The organism is Arenibacter algicola, from assembly GCF_000733925.1.
Classification (GTDB): domain Bacteria; phylum Bacteroidota; class Bacteroidia; order Flavobacteriales; family Flavobacteriaceae; genus Arenibacter; species Arenibacter algicola.
This window is the reverse complement of the sequence record NZ_JPOO01000001.1, coordinates 1,753,226-1,772,269: the sequence shown is the minus strand read 5'-3', so window position 1 is coordinate 1,772,269 and position 19,044 is coordinate 1,753,226. Positions and strand designations below refer to the sequence as shown.

The window sequence follows — 19,044 nt, the reverse complement described above, 5'->3', positions numbered from 1 at the left end:
TTTTAATACCGCTTGTAATTACTTTAGATCAATTAAGATTGACGACCTTTACTTTTCAATAATGACGGTCTCCGCTGAAGCGCCAAGATCCAAGAGCAGTTCTGTAATATTTTGTACAAACTTTTTGGGTCCGCACAAATAAAAGTTCTGGCCAAAGTCGGAAATATTGTCGATTAAAAATTTGCGATCTATCCTATTTCCCCTAAATCCCACCACATTCTCGCGGGTATATATTTTTATAAAATTACCACCGAGCATCTGTTGCAATTCTGCTTCCATAATAACGTCTCCGGACGTTTTATTGGAATAAATCAATTTATTGCCATGTAGGTTCTTATGGGTATATAGATGCCTAAAAATAGATATGAAAGGTGTAATACCAGCTCCACCGGCAATAAAAACGCCCGGCCCCTTGTATTGGATTGCTCCAAAAACCTCATGAAGAATAAGTTCTGCCCCAGCGTGGGTGCGGCCCAACAAATTGGTCACCCCTTCATGATCATTATAGATTTTGATCATAAATTCCAAGAATCCATGTTCCATTATGGAGGTAAAGGTAAAGGGCCTCAATTGGTCTTTCCATTCCGGTAAATTAATGGCAACCTCAGTTGCCTGTCCCGGGATAAAATTATAACCCGCTGGTCTTTCCACCACAAAACGTTTCACATCATGGGTAATATAATGTGTCTCCAATATCTTAACGATATGTTGCTTATTTGCTTTCGGCATAATTGTAATCAATTTGAAGATATCAAGGTAATAAATTATTTATTGTTCAAACTAATCCAACTTAGAACGGACTGAAAATAAGAATTATCCACTACCCTAAAATACTTTCTATCTCCTTCAGCTCTGCCCCGCTAAAATTAATGTTCTTTAGCGCTTCCAAATTATCCAGCAATTGTTCTGTGCGACTTACACCAACAAGTACCGTAGATATACGTTGGTCTTTCAGCAACCAGGCAATGGCCATTTGGGCAAGGCTTTGTCCACGATCCCCGGCCAACTTATTGAGTCGACCTACCTTGTCCAAAACTTCAGGTGTAATTTGGTCCTCCTTCAAATAACGGCCATCCTTGCTTGCCCTACTATCTTCAGGGATGCCTTTTAAATATTTCTTGGTCAATACGCCTTGTGCCAATGGAGAGAAAGCAATGGAGCCTATCCCCTGTTCTTTTAACACATCCAGTAATCCATCTTCTACCCAACGATCGAACATATTATATCTAGGTTGGTGGATCAATAATGGCGTGCCCAAATCCTTCATTATTTTTGAAGCCTTGGCTGTAAGCTCTGCAGGATACTGGGAAATACCTGCATATAGTGCCTTACCGCTTTGTACCAGATGATGCAACGCACCCATGGTCTCTTCCAAGGGGGTGTCCGGATCTGGTCTGTGATGGTAAAATATATCTACGTAATCCAGCCCCATTCTTTTAAGGCTTTGATTGGCAGAGGCAATCAAATATTTGCGGGATCCAAAATTCCCATAAGGGCCGGGCCACATATCCCACCCTGCTTTACTGGAAATAATAAGTTCGTCACGATAAGTCTTAAAATCCCTTTTAAAAATACGTCCGAAATTTTCTTCGGCAGCACCGTATGGAGGACCATAATTATTGGCCAGATCAAAATGGGTAATCCCGTTGTCGAAGGCACATCGCAAAAGGTTGCGGCCCATTTCCAGATTATCTGTATGACCAAAATTGTGCCAAAGCCCTAATGAAATTAAGGGCAAAAGAATACCACTGTTGCCACAGCGACGGTATTGCATAGTATCGTAACGATTATCATTGGCCCTATAATGGCCGGGATCAAAAGAGTCGTTTATTTTCATTTTTACTATTATTATCTAATTAATTTGAACAAACCCCTAAGTTAGCAAATCTTTTAAGTTAAGGAAGGCTTTTTGATGCATATGCGTATCACAAATAGCTCAAGTTGATTTTTTGGCAGGAAAAAATTCAATCCAAAGCAAGATATGTTGGGTTCTATAAAGTTTTATATATAGAGGGTCTTCAAATTTTATTCTTCTTTGGATATATTGGTCAGGCCCAAAACCAAATCAAAGACAAAATAATACTATAAAAAAAATTGACTCAACCCTTAGTCCTCATTCAAAATAAACTCCTCCAATTTCTCGACCATTTTAATGCTTCCGCAAAAAATTGCCTCCCTTTGGTGCAGTTCCGTAGGTTCTATATCCATAATTCTTTTAGTCCCCGTAGTGGCCTTGCCCTTGGCTTGCTCGGTTAGAAAAGCTATAGGATTACATTCGTAGGTAAGACGTAATTTACCATTTTGCTTAGGTCCTATCCTTGGATACATATAAATACCGCCCTTTATTAAATTTCTATGGAAATCGGCTACCATTGCACCTATATACCTTGAAGTGTAAGGCCTGTCCCCCTCCTCTTTTTGGCAATACTTTATGTAAGCCTTAACCCCCTTGGAAAAATGAACATAGTTGCCCTCGTTAACGGAATAGATCCTGCCGGTTTCCGGGAATTGCATATTGGGATGGGAATGATAAAAGGTGCCAAGAGCGGGGTTTAAGGTAAAGCCGTTTACACCATTACCTGTTGTAAATACCAACATAGTGGAAGTACCGTACATAACATAGCCCGCAGCTACCTGGTTCCTTCCTGGTTGTAAAAAATCCTTTAGCTCCACTGGACTTCCCAATGGGGATACCCTTCTGTAAATTGAAAATATGGTACCTACCGAGGCATTTACATCAATATTGGAAGACCCGTCCAAGGGGTCGATGAGCACAACGTACTTATTGTTATTGTTACCGTCTATACTGTTTACGGCAATGAAATCCTCCTCCTCCTCAGAGGCAATACCACATACAATACCACGCTGTATTAGAGTTTGTATAAACTTATCATTGGCATAGACATCCAACTTTTGTTGGTCTTCCCCTTGAACATTGGTATTACCGGCATCACCCAAAATATCCACTAGGCCGGCTTTGTTTACTTCATGGTTGGTAATTTTGGCAGCAAGCCGTATGGCATTTATCAGTTTTGACAATTCCCCGGTGGAATATGGAAAGGAGGATTGATTGTCAAAAATAAACTCGCCAAGGGTCCTTTTTTGATTTGTGTTGGTCATAGGATAATATTTAATGCTCTAGAATTAGTATTTTTTTTTAATGGTGTAGAAGGTAATATTCCCTTTTATTGACCAGGAAGCCCTAATTTTTACCACAGGCTATGACAGCTAAAATCTTCTTAATTGCTTCTACAACATTTAGAGTTGATTCTTGTTAAACATTAAGGTAGTGACTTTTTTAACGCTATCAAAGCATTACTTACTTGATTGATCTTTTAAACTTTATTTTAAATAAAAGACCTGCTCTAAATCTGTCGAAACCGGACTATTATTTTCATTGGTCTCCATGAGGCCTGCCATATGCACCCACCAATCCTTACAGATTTGGGTGTCGGCAATGGTGTTCCATTTTTCTTCGGACTCCAGTTCTGCATAACCAAACAAAATATGGGTTTCACGGTCCAGAAAAATGCTGTAATTATGAACCCCATGCTTTTTTAACACCTCTTCCAACTCCTTCCATATTGGGTTGTGTCTTTGGGCATATTCTTCTATGCTATTGGGATAGACCTTCATTTTAAATGCTTTTCGTATCATTTTTATTTTCTTATAGGAGTTAGTGCAATCAATTTAAATCCATACAGGTATTTATTTTGACAAATTTAAACCTTGAGGTAAATTTATGTATCCTGCACAGTACTGCTTTAGCTTCAAATAAGTGATATATGCCCTGTAAAACAGCATAGTACAGGATGCTTTCGAGAACAATATTTGTTAGACTTGTTTACCAGTTTTAAAACGGTCTGCATGGACTTTCGGATTGCAGTTTCCAAAAAAACTGGGCAGAATTAACTTTGAAAATGACTATAATACAATTGACAAAATTCTGAAACATAGTGTAATCACAGTCCATGAATTGAAGCCTTTCATTCCAATATAATCAATAACCCAACGAAAAATTGAAAGGTTCAATATTTATAAGAAAACTATAGGCTAAGTGGAGTTGGAAGATTAACATCTTAAAATGTCTTAGCTTTAAGAACAATAACGGGAGTGTCCTTTAAATAAGATTCATAATTATGAAAATAAGCAACTATATCTTTCTAATACTTGGTATTATCCTAACCACTTCCTTTGGATATAAAAATGCCAGAACTGAACCTAAAAAGAAGGACAAACCCAACGTTTTATTTATCGCCATAGACGACCTTAACGATTGGATAGGAGTTTTAGGGGGGCATCCCCAGGCCAAAACACCCCATATGGACCGACTGGCGCAACGTGGCGTTCTTTTTAGCAATGCGCACTGTCAGGCTCCCGTATGCAATCCCAGTAGGGCAAGTGTCATGACCTCCCTATATCCCAGCACCTCTGGTATTTACTTTTTAAATCCTGATATCGTAGAATCCCCTGTGGCGAGCAGAAATATAGTAATGCCCAAGCGGTTTCAGAAAGAAGGTTATAATGTCTCTGCAGCTGGAAAGATCTTCCATAATGGAAAAGGAATCAACGAAACCCATATTCCAAATTATGCAGGGCAGTTTGGAGGCTTTGGTCCCATGCCAGAACAAAAGATAAGCACTTATCCTGGACATCCTTTATGGGATTGGGGCGTTTATCCAGAACGTGATGATCAGATGCCCGATTATCAAATTGCGAGTTGGGCAGCGCAAAAATTGACAGAAAAGCTGGACCAGCCCTTCTGGATGGGCGTAGGATTCTACCGGCCACATGTGCCGCAATTTGCCCCCCAAAAGTGGTTCGATATGTATCCCTTGAAATCTTTACAACTGCCGAAAACAATAACCGGAGACCTAGATGATATTTCGCCATACGGCACGGATCTCAGCCGCTTGAAACATGTATCGCCAACTTTTGAATGGGTAACGGAAAATGAGCAGTGGAAACCTTTGGTACAGTCCTATTTGGCCTGTGTAAGTTTTGTGGATGATCAGGTAGGGCGAGTGCTGGATGCATTGGACGAGGGAGCTTATGGAGACAACACCTATGTTGTATTGTTCAGTGACCACGGATTTCATTTGGGCGAAAAAGAACGCTTTGCCAAACGTAGCCTATGGGAAGATGGGGCGCGAGTACCAATGATCATTATGGGTCCCGATATTCCTAAAGGACAAGTTATTCATAAGCCCGTACAATTACTGGACATCTACCCTACCCTGCTGGAATTATGCAATCTAAAACCCGATCCAAAACACGAGGGTAATTCCCTAGTGCCCCTTTTAAAAAATATGGACGCCGAATGGCCCCATTATGCCAGAACCTGTTTTGGACCGGGCAACTATTCCATCGTATCGGAGCAGTATCGTTATATACAGTACAACGATGGATCCGAGGAGTTTTACGACCATAAAAACGACCCCCAAGAATGGTATAACGTTATAGGCAAGCCGGAATATGCGGAAGTAATTGGGAAGCACAGAATTCAAGTGCCCATGAACAGGCATCATATCCTGGGGAATGGTTCCACCGGACACGAATCTTATGAGGCTACAGAAAGGGAGAACAAGTAATCAGTATGCCTTTCAACTTTATTAAAATCCAAAACAAAAAAAAGCGACTGCCTTTTTAGACAGCCACTTTTATTCTTGTTACACCAAACAAACCATACCTACCAAACTTTTTAAGCTGGCAAAAATGACCGATATTTCATGGTGGAATTTATAGTTATTAAAACACTTTCCTTAAGATACCTTCCCAGACACCTAACCTATTGACAACCTATTACAAAAGAAAGAATACATAGGTAAATTCACTATCACATTTTAGCCATGCTAAGCCATTCTTCTTTGCTTGCAGGTAATTTTTGATGCTCCAGCATTAGCTGCCATTTTCCATTCTTTTTTGTCAATAGGGCATCGAAATGTATGAACCTTTCCGTACGTTCTCCATTTTCATCCAATAGATCATGCCTAAATATGCCCCTTTCAAAAGCAGTGGTAATATCCCCTGTCCGCTCCGAAAACCGAAAATCCAATTCTACTTTAGTTATTCCCTTATTTGTTTTTTCCAGTCCGTCCTTCCACTTTTCCAATGCCTCCTTTAAAGAATAACAGACCTTGCCCCTATCCGAAACCAAAATCCCATCTTCATGGAATGTTGCCCCATATCCCATAACATCCCCGGCTTCCACTTTTTCCTTTACTACATTCCAATATGCGTTCAGCTCAGTTATTCTATTCTGTGCAAACGAATTACAAGTGAATAATAAACCTATGAAAGCTACTTTTAACACTACCCTGATTTCCATTTATTTATCTTTTAATAATCTGTCCTAAAATATTTTAATCCATGGTTTTTTAATTGCTGTCTGCAAGATAACCCACATTTTGCAAATAATAAAAGTAGGCCAAAATTGAGGATTTCATTAATACCAAAAAGGGGATATCTCTTTCTAAAAAAATAATCCTTAAAAAAATGCAACCTTTCAACTTCTTGTTTGTCTTTAGAACATCAATCATAAAATCTTGAGTACATGAAAACAAAATCTATTGGCATCGGTCTTATTATATTATGTGTTCTTATTTCATCCTGTGATCATGAAATAATTAGGCCAAGGGGAGATATTACCACTAGGGAAGTAAGTTTTACCGGGTATTCTGCTTTAAAAATCTCGGATCCCTTCAGCACTTATGTCCGATTTTCGGATACGGAAGAAAAGATAGAAATTGAGGCAAATGAGAATCTACATGATAAGGTCATTGTTGAAATGACGGACGGTACCCTGCGTATCAGGTTAAAGAACCATACAAGCATAAGGGGAAACCCTACCCTGAATGTGTACATTGTCACCAAAAGCATTACCGATTTTGGTTTGTCAGGTGCTTCCAAGCTAAGTCTGGAATCTGAACTGGTGGCGTCCGACGTCTTCATTGAATTATCAGGGGCTTCCGAATTTACGGGGGAATTGGATATACAGCAGTTGGAACTGGAAGCAAGTGGGGCTGCCTATGTAGATCTTTTTGGACAAGTAGACAAATTGGACGCTTCCCTATCAGGGGCAAGTACTCTAAAGAATTACGATTTATCGGTCAAGGCATTGGATATCCGATTGTCCGGAGCAAGTGATGCCTATCTTTCGGTTACCGAAACCATAGATATCGACGCCTCCGGTGCCAGCAAATTGAGATACAAAGGAAGTCCCATCATTATCAAAAGCAAACTATCCGGAGCTTCTGAAATCATCAAAAAACTATAGAACAGCTATAGGTTAAGGTGTGGGTTAACACACTTAACCTATAGCATTATTTCAACCCTTTTGTATCCTTTTGCTAAATACCAAAAACAGGACACCACACAGTAGCCATGCCGGTAAGGTTACAAAGGATAGAAACACATCGAACTGGACAGATATAAAATAAAAAAGACCAAAGCTTATTGCCCATGCAAAAAATACGGCCTTATTAAATTTTAGATTTGCCACTTCGGCAAAATTCTTAACGATGCCAGCCTGTTTGTGGAAAAAATGCTCGAACACGATAATAGCACCGAAAGGCGCCAAGATAAACCCGTAAAGGGCTACAAAATCCAACAATTTCATGGCAAAGGCTGGAAAAAGACCAGCTACGGTGGCCAATGTCCCGGCAATTATTGTTACCCAAAAAGTGGATAATTTGGGTACTATGGCCTGAAAGGCTAGACCCGCTCTATATATTGTAGGGTTGGCTGTGGTCCACCCGGCCAAGACCACGGCAATTATTCCCAATACGCCTATAGCATTGTAGGCCAAAGGCCCAGGGGCTACTGTAGGTGCCTCCCCATTAGAAAGCAGTCCTTGGGCTTCGGGCGATTTTAAATATACAGCATATAATAGCGCTGCCGCTATCCATGCCATATAATGTCCTACGTACATACCTGCTGCGGTTGTCCATCCACTGCTTGCCTTTTTCGCAAAACGGAATACCGATAGATCGGACATTCCTACGTGCATGGCCGCATTGGCGAACCAAGACCAAATAACCACATGCCAGAAGGTATATTTTATCTGTCCAGGAAAAGGTTCTGAACCTTCGCCCCATATATTCCAAAATTCCGATAGACTGCCTACCCCCAACTGACTTAAGGCCACAATCCCACATGCCAAAAATGCCAATACTATAACCGGAGACATCCAATTTGCAGCTTTGGACACGGTGTCGTATCCTTTAGAGGCTATCAAAGAGATCACCGCACCGAGGGCGATAACAATTATAACCCATGTCATTCCATTGGGCATGGTATCCGTAAGCTTGGGCATTTCCATATTGAAGGGAATTCCCACTGCTGTGGCCGAAACCGTGATCATGGCACCTGCCAGAAAACAGAAAAGTAACCCATTGGCCAAATTATAACCGGTAACCAGATTTTTTCCGCAGATTTTTTCCAGTTGGTAGTACAAGGTCAATCTGTATTTTACGGCAATTTCGGCTGTCAGGAATCGCCAGCTGAGTACGGCCAAAAGGTTGCCCAACAGAAGTCCTATAATAAGATCGAAGGCACTTACCCCAGTTGTCAGGAACAGTGGTCCTATTACAAATTCGGTTCCTGCGGCATGTTCCCCGGCGTACATCCCAAGAAAACTCTTCCAACTTTTCAGTTTGGAGGTGGGTACGGGTACACGTTCAAATTCTCCCCCTGCTATTTCCTCTATTTCTTCTTCTATGTTAAATTGGCTCATATTGGTTGGTTATTATTTTTAGTTAGGTGTGCGATTAAATTTAATTCAATCTTCTAAAGATTTAAAGTTAGGTTAGTTGATCATTGCCTGAATTTCTTAGTGTTCCTGACTTTTGCATTATGAACGGCACATGCTTTTTTAAGGCATAGTTTTTCTTTAGGAATTTCGGTTCCAAAGTCACATCGGATATAACTATGGCTGCTCCCAAGGCAGAACCTAAAGAAGAGTCCGTAGTACTGATCTTCATGTTGTCTAGATATCTTGATAGTAGTTGTATATACACCTCGTTATCACTAAAGCCTCCATCTATATAAAGTCTTTTAATATTTTCATTTCCGATGGCAGATCTTATACTTTTTACTTGTAACAGAACCAGCTCCAACATCAGCTGATGATAGGCGCGTTCAAATTTATCGTAGGGAATTTTGGTCTCCTCAGGCATGTTTTCGGACACAATACTCGCCCATTTAAACATGTGCTCAAAGTCTTTATTGATTTCAAAAAAAGTGTCCTGATTAAATTTCACAGTTCTGTGATAATCTTCCTGCACCTTGAAATGGGCCGATAATTCCTTAATCTGAAGTTTATATTCGTTGCCTAAAAATAGTGTTGAGACCTTTACAGGGCTACTATCTATACGCATATTAAAAAGACAACCGTTACCAATATCTTCCATGGTCAACATTCCTTTATTGAATGGGTTAATGGAAATACTCCAAGTACCTGTGGAAATTAGCAAAAAAGGCTTTTTAATACTTCGGATATATGGCAAAAGAGCTGAGGAACTGTCATGAACACCAACTCCCATTTGAATATTCTTGCCCTTATAATTTACGGGGGTTGTTTCCCTAGAGGAAGCAATAGGAGGCAATTTTTCATTTATTCCCTCCTTAAACACCCAGTCATGATAATCCTTCTTTTCATAATCCCACAGCATGGTGTGGCATCCAATACTGGTAAATTCACTTACAGCTATTCCAGTAAACAAATAACTAAGGTATTGGGGCAGGTGCAGCGAATATTTTATCTTTTTGTATACCTCCGGTCTTGTATATTTTAGCCAGAATAAATGCATCCCGGTATTTAGCATGCCCAATTTCTGCGATCCCGTTGACCTGGAAAGCTCATTTTCGGGACCATATTTGTCATAGAAGGCATCAAATACTTCGGATTTTAACGGCTTCATATAGTTGTAGAGTGGCGTGAGAACTTTCCCGTTTTTGTCTATGTGCACCAAACTTGCCCCGTAACATGAAAAATTTAAGGCCCGTATCTCAAATTCGGGCGACTCCATCATCCTATCAAATACTTCTTTGGCCCATTTCTCCAAGGCTTCCAGGTTTTCGGTAGGATATCCGTCCTCGTCCGTAATTTCATCGAAACGACTATACTCCCGATATACCTCTTGAAAATCCGAATCGAATAGAAAGAATTTCTTGTTGGTTCTACCAATATCAAATACAGCTGTTACCTTCTTTTTCATGCGGTTGTATTATAATCCTGAAGCTACGGAATTTTTGCCTCTTGCCTGGATCAAATTTTCCCTCACCTTAAGCGACCTATAGGTATTTAAGGGAGAAAGTGCGCCTCCACTCTTACGCCTTGCCTCCTGCAATAGAGGCCTTACATCTGTACGATAGGCATTCTGAAGTATCTCTTGACAACGAACTACATCGTTTTCCATTTGTGCCAACCTTAATTGGTCCTGATCTATCAAAAGTGCCTTGGCATATGATTCTTGGATGGCTTCCAAAGATTGGATCAAATCCTCCAAAGGGTCTTTAATATTATGACTGGCATCGATCATCCAAGCGGGATATGGATTTTGGGGATTATTGTTCATCCCATAGACCAATTCATTAAAAATTAAAAAGAGGGCATAAGGTTTAATGCTGCCTACGGTAATATCATCGTCCCCGTATTTACTATCATTAAAGTGGAATCCGCCCAATTTGCCCTTCATCATCAAGGTGGCAACGATCTGTTCTATATTGGTATTGGGCAGATGATGGCCCAAATCGACCAAGGTATACGCCCTATCGCCACATTCCTTGGCCAACATAAAGGAGGTGCCCCAATCCTGGATAACGGTACTGTAAAAATTTGGTTCATAGGGTTTGTATTCAATGAACAACTTCCAATCTTCCGGCAAGGCCCTATAGATATCCTTTAGACTGTCCTGGGTGTTTTGCAAGGCGTTTTGGAAATTGTTCTGTCCCGGAAAATTGGAACCATCGGCCAACCAGACGGTAAGGCTTTTAGAACCCAATTTGTTGCCGATATCAATAACATCAATATTGTGCTGCACTGCCTGTTCCCTGATAGCCTTTTCCCTATTGCTCAACGAACCGAACCTATAGCTTGCCTTGGCATTTTTTTGATCCTGAAAGGTGTTGGAATTTACTGCATCAAAAACAATGTTGTGCGAAGTGGCTAATTGCTTTATGGCTTCATAATCTTTGGGTACATCCCAAGGAATATGTAACGAAATGGCTCCGGCCGTCTGGGTAAGGGCATGCAAAATACCTACATCATCTATTTTTTGTTCCAAAGTGGACGGTTCCCCATGAAAAGAAAATCTCCCAAATCTTGTTCCCCCCGCGCCCAAAGCCCAACTTGGAATGGCTACTTGAAACTTGGACAACTTATTAATGATTTCTACTACATCATGCCCATCCTTTAACAAGTAATTCGACAAAAAATCGAATTTTTCCTGGTGCGGTTTTAAATCCTTTTGGTTCTTTTCCTGTATTCTTTCTTTATCTATTCTCATTATATTCCCGTTTAGAATTAGACCTGTCAGAAATTGGTACTCTCCCCTGACAGGTCTTAAAAAATAACTCAAACTAACTTACCAATTATCTTACAAATGCATTGGCCATACCACCGTCCACATTTATTATATTGCCCGTAGTCTTATCCAGTATGGCAACATAGGCAAAAACACCGTTGGCAATATCCTCTGGGTAAATAATCTCGTTCAATAAATTTCTTTTGGCGTAGTGTGCAGGCAGTTCGTCTACGGTAATTCCGTAGGCTTTGGCCCTGCCTTCGGCCCAATCGCCTTCCCAAATCTTACTGCCTACGATTACCCCATCAGGGTTCACTGTGTTGACACGGATCTTGTCCCCGCCCAATTCGGCGGCCAACAAGCGGGCCATATGTTGTTGTGCTGCCTTGGCCGTTCCGTAGCCCACATTGTTTGGACCGGAAACAAGGCCGTTCTTACTGGCTATACTGATAAAATCTCCTCCCAAACCTTGCTTGCGCATTATGGCAACCGCCTGTTTGGCAAGTTCAAACTGCCCTTTCACCAAAACATTCTGTAATATATCCCAATCCTTTTCCGTGGTCTCGTCCAAGGGCTTGGAAATGGCTAGTCCGGCACTATGTACCACAATATCCACACCGCCAAACTCCAAACAGGCTTTATTATATGCTTCCTGGATAGACTCGCTTATGGTGACGTCGCAAACGGCATAACTGGCCGTATCGGGCTTAAAGGTGCCCACGGCCTCCTGCAGTCGGTCTTCCGCTATATCGGTCAATACCACATTGGCACCTTCCTTTGCCAATTTATCGGCAATTGCCTTACCAATACCTCCACCAGCTCCGGTAACCAAAGCTACTTTTCGGGATAAGGGTTGTTCTTTCGGCATACGTTGCAATTTGGCTTCTTCCAGCAACCAATATTCAATATCAAAGGCTTCCTGTCTTGGCAAGGAGGTGTATTCCGTAATGGCCTCCGCGCCCCTCATTACGTTGATGGCATTGATGTAAAACTCGCTGGCCACCCTGGTGGTCTGCTTGTTCTTTGCAAAACTGAACATCCCTATACCAGGAAATATTATAATTACGGGGTTGGGGTCTCGCATAGCCGGGCTATTGTCCCTTTTACAGGCCTCATAGTAGTCCTTGTACCCCTGTCTGTAGGCTTCAAAGGCAGGTTCAAGTTTTTTTAGAACAGCTTTGGCATCACCCAGATCCTCTTTAGGGTCCAGATCCAAAACCAATGGCTGTATTTTTGTTCTTAAAAAGTGATCGGGACAGGAAGTACCCATTGGTGCCAAGCGTGCCAAGTCATTGCTGTTGATATACTCCATGACCACATCACTATCGGAAAAATGTCCTATCATCCTATTCTCTGAAGAACAAAGCCCTCTGAGCAATGGCATTAATTGAGCAGCTTTTTCGGCGCGTTCCTCTTGGGGCAAGCTTTTAACTTTTTGTCCACCAAAAACGCTGCCTTTTTCCGCAATCTTTTTAGCAATGTACTCTGAAGCCTTTTCTATAACCTCCAAGCTATTGATATAACATTCATAAGAGGTATCGCCCCAGGTAAAAAGTCCGTGGCTTCCCAAAACGATTCCCCTTATGCCCGGATTGTCGTTCAAACATTTTTCCAATTGCAGGCCTAGATCAAATCCTGGCCTTTGCCATGGCACCCAGCCCATGGTATCTCCCCAAATTTCCTTGGTCACCTTTTCACTGTCCTTGGCCGCAGCTACCGCTATCAAGGCATCTGGATGTAAATGGTCTATATGTTTAAAGGGGAGCAAACCGTGCAAAGGCGTATCTATGGACGGAGCCTTGCTGTCCAGGTCGTATATACAATGGTCAAAAAGGCCAACCATTCGATCCTCATCCGCAAGACCTCCATATACGTTTTTCAAGTTTCTCAATCTCTCTGTATACAGTCCAGCAATACCTGCCTTGTTCAAAGTACCTATATCGCCTCCCGAACCTTTGATCCACATGACCTCTACCTCTTCATTGGTCAGAGGATCCTTTTCAACGGTCTTACAACTGGTATTCCCTCCACCATAATTGGTGATTCGTAGATCGGCCCCCAAAATATTGGACCTATAAAGAAACAGCTCTACCTGATCGTCACCCAGCGCTTCCGCCTTGCTCTCCTCCCAGAGATAATTAACGTATTTAAAATTCTTTACGGAATGATTCATATTTAATAGCTTGATAATTTTTATATTCGCTAAAGTATTACACAGTTCTCCTGTATGCATCCTGTACTGTACTGCAACCAATGATTTTTTTATGTTTTGACCAGGCGAGATCCAAAGGAGCTTAAGTTTATCAATAAAATTCTATATAAATAGCTTATTATCGGAATATAAACAAAAGTGTCAAACCTATTATATTAAATTTCCATTATTATAGATATGTTCAAATACCTTAAAATTGATGAAAATTCCAGGATCCCTAAGTATAGGCAGATAGTGGATTCCGTTATCAATAATATTTCCAATGGAAACCTTAAGATCGATGAAAAAATTCCTTCTATCAATAGTTTTAGTGAAGAGTTTCTGCTTTCTCGCGATACTGTTGAAAAAGCCTACCAAATATTAAAGGAACGCAAGATTATTACCTCTATTAGGGGAAAAGGTTATTACATAACCAGAACAAAACTAATTGCCAAGGTCAATATCCTATTCCTCATCAACAAGTTGAGCGCCTATAAAATGCGTATTTACAATTCGTTTATAAACACCATTGGGGGCAACTCCCATACGGACCTACATATATACCATTGCGACAATACACTTTTTGTAAATTTAATAGAGAAGAATATCAACGCATATGATTATTACGTCATCATGCCGCATTTTAAGACAGACGATCTTAAACACATAAGCTATACAGATGAAGCCGTTAAGGCCATCAATATGATTCCTAAGAACAAACTTGTTTTGATGGACAATAATAAACTTGATATTGAAGGGGATTTCATTGAAATCTACCAGGATTTCGAGAATGATATCTATAATGCCCTGAAGGAAGGATTGGCAAAGATATCGCGATATGGAAAAATGATTCTGGTCTATCCTGAAAATGCCGTATACCCATATCCCAGAAGAATTTTACACGGCTTTCGCAAGTTTTGTGTAGAACACAAATTAGACTTTGAGATTATTGATGAGATTTATGACGATATAATCCTAAAAAAAGGAGATCTCTTTATTACCATTGAAGAAACGGACCTTGTAAGTTTGGTAAACCAGATCCGTGACAAGGAATTTATATTAGGTGTAGAGATCGGGGTAATCTCCTACAACGATACCCCGCTCAAGGAGTTGTTGGGCATTACCGTTATTTCTACAGATTTTAAGGCGATGGGGGAAACTGCCTCCAGAATGATTTTGAACAAGGAAAAAGGAAAAATTAAAAACCCTTTTAATTTTATAGACAGGAATTCTATTTAAGGCCTTCAAGTACCTCTCTCATATCCATATAGTATATCAAAAATTAAAATTACTAATTGTTGTCAACACTTTAGAACAGCATTTTAGTCCATTAATACTACATGAGCACCTCCAAATTCTATTAACAGCATCCAACAGAATAGTTCAATAGAATAACTTATATAGGTTTAGTCACAAGTTAAAACTCCTAGGCAAGTACCGGCCCCTTTTAATTAACGTGAGTTCGACATAAAAATATTATCAATACATTGATTTAATGTAAGTTATAATAAATGCTACGGTCCCCTCGAGCGGAGTCGAGAGGTTATTTTACTGTAATGTATTTACAATGAGGTCTCGACTCCGCTCGACCAGACAGATGTCATATAAACAACTGATTTTAAATAAAATACATATCGAACTCACGGTAATTATTGAATTATGGTCGGAATAATGATGAGTTTTTTTGAAGTTCTTGATAAGGAATACAAAACAAGGGCAACAATAAATATCCTACCCCATTTTAAAATTAAACTCCATTCTTCTTACAATCAAAAATTATACGGGTTAGAGGGATTTTGGTGCTACGGCGTTTTTGAAAACAGAAAAGACAATTGCCAACAACGAACCGTTTTATAAAGCTATATGGTTATCGTATAAAATTGAAAATATTCTTCTTTTAAAATTCAAATTATAGTACACATTCTAAAAGCACGGATTTTGAACTGTAGACCCCTTACTGAACAAAAGTTTATAAAAACTATATACCTCAAGTGAAACCATAATTAGCTAATATACCCTGTGTTATATATAAAATATACCTGCTTATATATAATATGTGCCGTGTTAAAAATTTAACATACTAGACCAGCATAGTACAGGATAGTTAAGGCTATTCACATCCATAAATTTATATAATTCTTAATTAATTGTTGATTTTTTAAGGATTACTAATTAAACTAAACTAAATAATACAAGATTATGAAAAGAAGAAATTACAGGATTTCCCGGAATTTCCTATTCCTTTTAACTATGCTTTATGGCATTGCTATGCAGGCACAAGATGTAACTGTAAGCGGTACTGTGGTATCGGCAGACGATTCAATGGGCTTGCCGGGAGTAAATGTTGTTGTTAAGGGAACAACTACGGGAACAGTTACAGATTTTGATGGCAACTACAGTATTGTTGCCCCCAGTGCAAACAGCACCTTGGTTTTCACCTACATTGGTTTTACCGCCCAAGAAATTCCAATCAACGGAAAAACCCAATTAGACGTAACCATGTCCGAAGATGCGGCTGCTCTTGATGAAGTAGTTGTTGTTGGTTATGGTACACAAATTAAAAGACAGGTAACCGGGTCAGTGTCTACCATACAGGCAGAAGAACTCGCCGATATTCCGGTCTCCCAGATTACCCAAAAAATACAGGGTAGGATTCCAGGGGTTCAGATTAATCAGAGCACAGGTAAACCTGGCCAGGGTATGTCGGTACGTATTCGTGGGCAACTATCGGTTTCCGGAGGAAGTGACCCATTGTATGTGGTTGATGGCTTCCCCATTTCTGGTGGAATCAACAATATAAATCCGGATGAAATCCAGGATATTTCTATTCTGAAGGATGCCGCTTCCACCTCACTTTATGGGTCAAGGGCAGCCAACGGTGTTGTCTTGATTACCACCAAAAGTGGAAAAGCCGGTGAAACCAGTGTAAGTTTAAATGTTTCCACCGGAATGCAGAGCGTGCCTGATAGGGGAAGGATAGAAATGATGAATGCAGTTGAATTCGCCCAATTTAAAAAGGAGTACTATGAGGATCAAGGCGATCCAGTGCCCGATATATTCCAGAATCCTTCCCAATATGAGGGTCAGACCAATGATTGGTATGATGCGATGCTAAGGACAGCCCCAATGACCAATTACAATCTTACCATTACCTCCAACAAGGAAAAACTGCGAACTTCAGTGATTCTAGGCTTCTTTGATCAGGAAGGTGTGGTCTTAAGTTCAGATTATAAGCGATATTCTTTAAGGGCAAATTTGGATTATAGCTTATCGGACAAGGTCCGGATTGGCGTGAATATAGCTCCAAATTACATCTTGGACAACATACCAAGAACAGATGGTAGTAGGGGTACGGGTCTATTGTTTAACGCATTGCACACTTGGCCCATCATGCCAATCTACAATGAGGACGGCACCAGAACGGAATTCAATCGTTTTCCGGCAAATACAGGTAACATTTTCTCTTATGCCAACTGGCTTAATTCCGCAGAAAGGATTCAAGATGGATCCAAGGAGGTCAATCTTTTGTCCAATGCCTATATTGAATATGAACCAATTGAGGGACTTAGCATTAAATCCAGTCTTAATGCAGAATTGTACAATGACCAATATGAATACTTCAGTCCAACCAATGCCACCTATGCCATCAACCGTCCTATACCGACCAACAATGAGGCAGTTTGGGATGACAGGACCACTTTTTCTTGGTTGAACGAAAACACGGTTAATTACAACAAAAGTATAGGTGAACATAATTTCTCTCTCTTGGGAGGTTTTACTTATCAAAAATATCGAATGGACCGCAGTAGGGTTGCGGCCAGTGATTTCGCAGATGATAGATTACCCAATATTCAGGGAGCTGCCAACATTAATAGAGGAGGAACTTTTGACCAGGTACAGGAATGGAGTTTAGTATCCTTTCTTTCCAGGCTTACCTATAATTATAAAGGAAAATATCTATTGACAGGCTCCATTCGTAGTGATGGGTCTTCAAGATTCGGTTCCGATAATAGATGGGGTACCTTTCCATCGGTATCTGCCGGTTGGATTGCCTCGGACGAAGCTTTTCTAGAAAATGTGGAATCCATTTCACTTCTTAAACTTCGCGCAAGCTATGGTGTTACCGGGAACAACAATATTGGTAACTACACCCAATACGCTTTGATCGACAATACCGTGAATGCCGTATTTGGCAACGATTTTGCTCCAGGTTCAGCGGTAAATTCACTTTCAAATTCCAATTTGGGATGGGAAACCACAAAACAGTTCGATATAGGATTGGATTTAAGTCTCTTTAATGACAGGGTATCTTTAGTGTACGACTATTACACCAAGAACACTACCAATCTACTTTACAATGTACAAGTTCCAAGGGAATCAGGCTTTACCAACTTTAGCGATAACATTGGTGAAATAAAGTTCTGGGGCCATGAATTTGGTATAAACACCGTTAATACTACAGGTAAATTGAAATGGACCACCAACGCCAATATATCCTTCAACAGAAATGAGGTAGTTGCCCTAGCCGATGGTATTGATAGGGTCTATGGACCAGGTGGATGGCATATTACCAAGGTAGGAGAACCCTTTGGCCAATTTTACGGGCATCTGTCCGACGGGGTCTATCTAAATCAGCAAGACTTGGACAGCTCGCCCCAAGTTCCAGGACGTTCTACTGTGGGTAGTATTAAATTACTCGATGTGAACGGTGATGGGATCATCACCAATGGTGGGGATTTTGACGACCGTGCCATTATGGGCAGTCCTTTCCCTGATTTCACCTATGGTATTACCAACACCATCAACTACAATAATTTTGATTTTTCCGTAGTGGGCACCGGGTCTTACGGCAATGAATTACTTGTTAGGCACTTGTACAGTACCACCAACTTGGATGGGGTATTCAATCTTTTAAAAGATGTAAAATACAGGTTCCGATCTGTTGAAAATCCAGGTAGAGGCTTTTACGGAACTACTGTAGGTGGCGGTAATGTTACCGGTATAGAAAGGGACTGGATCAATGACCGTTTCGTGGCAGATGCCTCCTACTTCAACATTCGAAATATAACTTTAGGATTTACTATCCCGAAAGTGGACAAGTATTTCAAGTCGGCAAGAGTATATGGCTCAATCCAGAACGTACATATATTCACTAAGTATTGGGGTGGACCAAACCCTGAAATTAGTGTACAGAACAATGGAGAAGGAGATGGTGGAAACCTTGCCTCCGGGGTAGATATTTCAGGATATCCGGTTCCACGTATATTTAGTTTAGGTTTAAATTTAAACTTCTAAATCGCAAACTATTATGTCAAAAATTATTTCACT

General features: G+C 40.4%; 13 protein-coding genes. 4 read left to right on the top strand and 9 right to left on the bottom strand.

Going from position 1 to position 19,044, the window contains the following annotated elements:
- Positions 1-48 precede the first annotated feature (48 nt).
- The 4 genes from U735_RS0107580 to rhaM all read right to left on the bottom strand — a co-directional run bounded on the left by U735_RS0107580 (position 49) and on the right by rhaM (position 3,657).
- Entirely contained in the window at positions 49-729 is a 681-nt protein-coding gene (locus tag U735_RS0107580) for an FAD-binding oxidoreductase (protein ID WP_031443245.1), read from the bottom strand.
- A gap of 91 nt (positions 730-820) precedes the next feature.
- Positions 821-1,837: an L-glyceraldehyde 3-phosphate reductase gene (gene mgrA, locus U735_RS0107575; protein ID WP_031443244.1), complete on the bottom strand. Its 1,017-nt coding sequence runs from the start codon at positions 1,835-1,837 to the stop codon at positions 821-823.
- A gap of 269 nt (positions 1,838-2,106) precedes the next feature.
- On the bottom strand, positions 2,107-3,120 hold the full coding sequence (gene fbp / locus U735_RS0107565; protein WP_031443243.1) for a class 1 fructose-bisphosphatase: 1,014 nt from the start codon (positions 3,118-3,120) through the stop codon (positions 2,107-2,109).
- A gap of 222 nt (positions 3,121-3,342) precedes the next feature.
- Positions 3,343-3,657, bottom strand: a complete 315-nt coding sequence (rhaM, locus tag U735_RS0107560) for an L-rhamnose mutarotase (RefSeq protein ID WP_031443242.1) — start codon at positions 3,655-3,657, stop codon at positions 3,343-3,345.
- Between the two features lie 482 nt (positions 3,658-4,139).
- On the opposite strand from rhaM, the gene U735_RS0107555 reads away from it, so the two are divergent.
- Positions 4,140-5,591, top strand: coding sequence for a sulfatase (locus U735_RS0107555; protein ID WP_034248091.1), 1,452 nt, complete (start codon positions 4,140-4,142; stop codon positions 5,589-5,591).
- A gap of 245 nt (positions 5,592-5,836) precedes the next feature.
- On the opposite strand, the gene U735_RS0107550 is transcribed toward U735_RS0107555, so the two are convergent.
- A complete protein-coding gene (locus U735_RS0107550) occupies positions 5,837-6,328 on the bottom strand; it encodes a Cif family virulence factor (protein ID WP_031443240.1) in 492 nt (163 codons plus the stop codon).
- 225 nt (positions 6,329-6,553) lie between these two features.
- Here U735_RS0107550 and U735_RS0107540 point away from each other — a divergent pair, with 225 nt between their 5' ends.
- The gene (locus tag U735_RS0107540; RefSeq protein WP_031443239.1) at positions 6,554-7,276 is read left to right on the top strand and encodes a head GIN domain-containing protein; all 723 of its coding nucleotides are present in this window, start codon (positions 6,554-6,556) and stop codon (positions 7,274-7,276) included.
- 51 nt (positions 7,277-7,327) lie between these two features.
- Here the strand turns inward: U735_RS0107540 and U735_RS0107535 are convergent, their stop codons facing one another.
- From U735_RS0107535 to U735_RS0107520, 4 genes are all read right to left on the bottom strand, one after another.
- The gene (locus tag U735_RS0107535) at positions 7,328-8,734 is read right to left on the bottom strand and encodes a purine-cytosine permease family protein (RefSeq protein ID WP_031443238.1); all 1,407 of its coding nucleotides are present in this window, start codon (positions 8,732-8,734) and stop codon (positions 7,328-7,330) included.
- A gap of 67 nt (positions 8,735-8,801) precedes the next feature.
- Positions 8,802-10,217, bottom strand: a complete 1,416-nt coding sequence (locus U735_RS0107530) for an FGGY-family carbohydrate kinase (protein WP_034248089.1) — start codon at positions 10,215-10,217, stop codon at positions 8,802-8,804.
- A gap of 9 nt (positions 10,218-10,226) precedes the next feature.
- Positions 10,227-11,507 carry a TIM barrel protein gene (locus U735_RS0107525; RefSeq protein ID WP_031443236.1) on the bottom strand — a complete coding sequence of 427 codons (1,281 nt, stop codon included), beginning with the start codon at positions 11,505-11,507 and terminating at the stop codon, positions 10,227-10,229.
- An 85-nt stretch (positions 11,508-11,592) separates the two neighbouring features.
- On the bottom strand, positions 11,593-13,698 hold the full coding sequence (locus U735_RS0107520) for a bifunctional rhamnulose-1-phosphate aldolase/short-chain dehydrogenase (protein ID WP_031443235.1): 2,106 nt from the start codon (positions 13,696-13,698) through the stop codon (positions 11,593-11,595).
- 216 nt (positions 13,699-13,914) lie between these two features.
- Here U735_RS0107520 and U735_RS0107515 point away from each other — a divergent pair, with 216 nt between their 5' ends.
- Positions 13,915-14,955 (top strand): GntR family transcriptional regulator, encoded by a 1,041-nt coding sequence (locus U735_RS0107515; RefSeq protein WP_031443234.1) that lies wholly within the window; start codon positions 13,915-13,917, stop codon positions 14,953-14,955.
- 960 nt (positions 14,956-15,915) lie between these two features.
- On the top strand, positions 15,916-19,011 hold the full coding sequence (locus U735_RS0107505; protein WP_031443232.1) for a SusC/RagA family TonB-linked outer membrane protein: 3,096 nt from the start codon (positions 15,916-15,918) through the stop codon (positions 19,009-19,011).
- The last annotated feature ends 33 nt before the right edge of the window (positions 19,012-19,044 follow it).

Bases quoted from the DNA above. Each gene is read 5' to 3' on its own strand.
- U735_RS0107535 (WP_031443238.1), bottom strand. From the start codon at position 8,734: ATGAGCCAATTTAACATAGAAGAAGAAATAGAGGAAATAGCAGGGGGA.
- mgrA (WP_031443244.1), bottom strand. From the start codon at position 1,837: ATGAAAATAAACGACTCTTTTGATCCCGGCCATTATAGGGCCAATGAT.
- U735_RS0107555 (WP_034248091.1), top strand. From the start codon at position 4,140: ATGAAAATAAGCAACTATATCTTTCTAATACTTGGTATTATCCTAACC.
- U735_RS0107530 (WP_034248089.1), bottom strand. From the start codon at position 10,217: ATGAAAAAGAAGGTAACAGCTGTATTTGATATTGGTAGAACCAACAAG.
- rhaM (WP_031443242.1), bottom strand. From the start codon at position 3,657: ATGATACGAAAAGCATTTAAAATGAAGGTCTATCCCAATAGCATAGAA.
- U735_RS0107525 (WP_031443236.1), bottom strand. From the start codon at position 11,507: ATGAGAATAGATAAAGAAAGAATACAGGAAAAGAACCAAAAGGATTTA.
- U735_RS0107520 (WP_031443235.1), bottom strand. From the start codon at position 13,698: ATGAATCATTCCGTAAAGAATTTTAAATACGTTAATTATCTCTGGGAG.
- U735_RS0107540 (WP_031443239.1), top strand. From the start codon at position 6,554: ATGAAAACAAAATCTATTGGCATCGGTCTTATTATATTATGTGTTCTT.
- U735_RS0107550 (WP_031443240.1), bottom strand. From the start codon at position 6,328: ATGGAAATCAGGGTAGTGTTAAAAGTAGCTTTCATAGGTTTATTATTC.
- fbp (WP_031443243.1), bottom strand. From the start codon at position 3,120: ATGACCAACACAAATCAAAAAAGGACCCTTGGCGAGTTTATTTTTGAC.
- U735_RS0107580 (WP_031443245.1), bottom strand. From the start codon at position 729: ATGCCGAAAGCAAATAAGCAACATATCGTTAAGATATTGGAGACACAT.
- U735_RS0107505 (WP_031443232.1), top strand. From the start codon at position 15,916: ATGAAAAGAAGAAATTACAGGATTTCCCGGAATTTCCTATTCCTTTTA.
- U735_RS0107515 (WP_031443234.1), top strand. From the start codon at position 13,915: ATGTTCAAATACCTTAAAATTGATGAAAATTCCAGGATCCCTAAGTAT.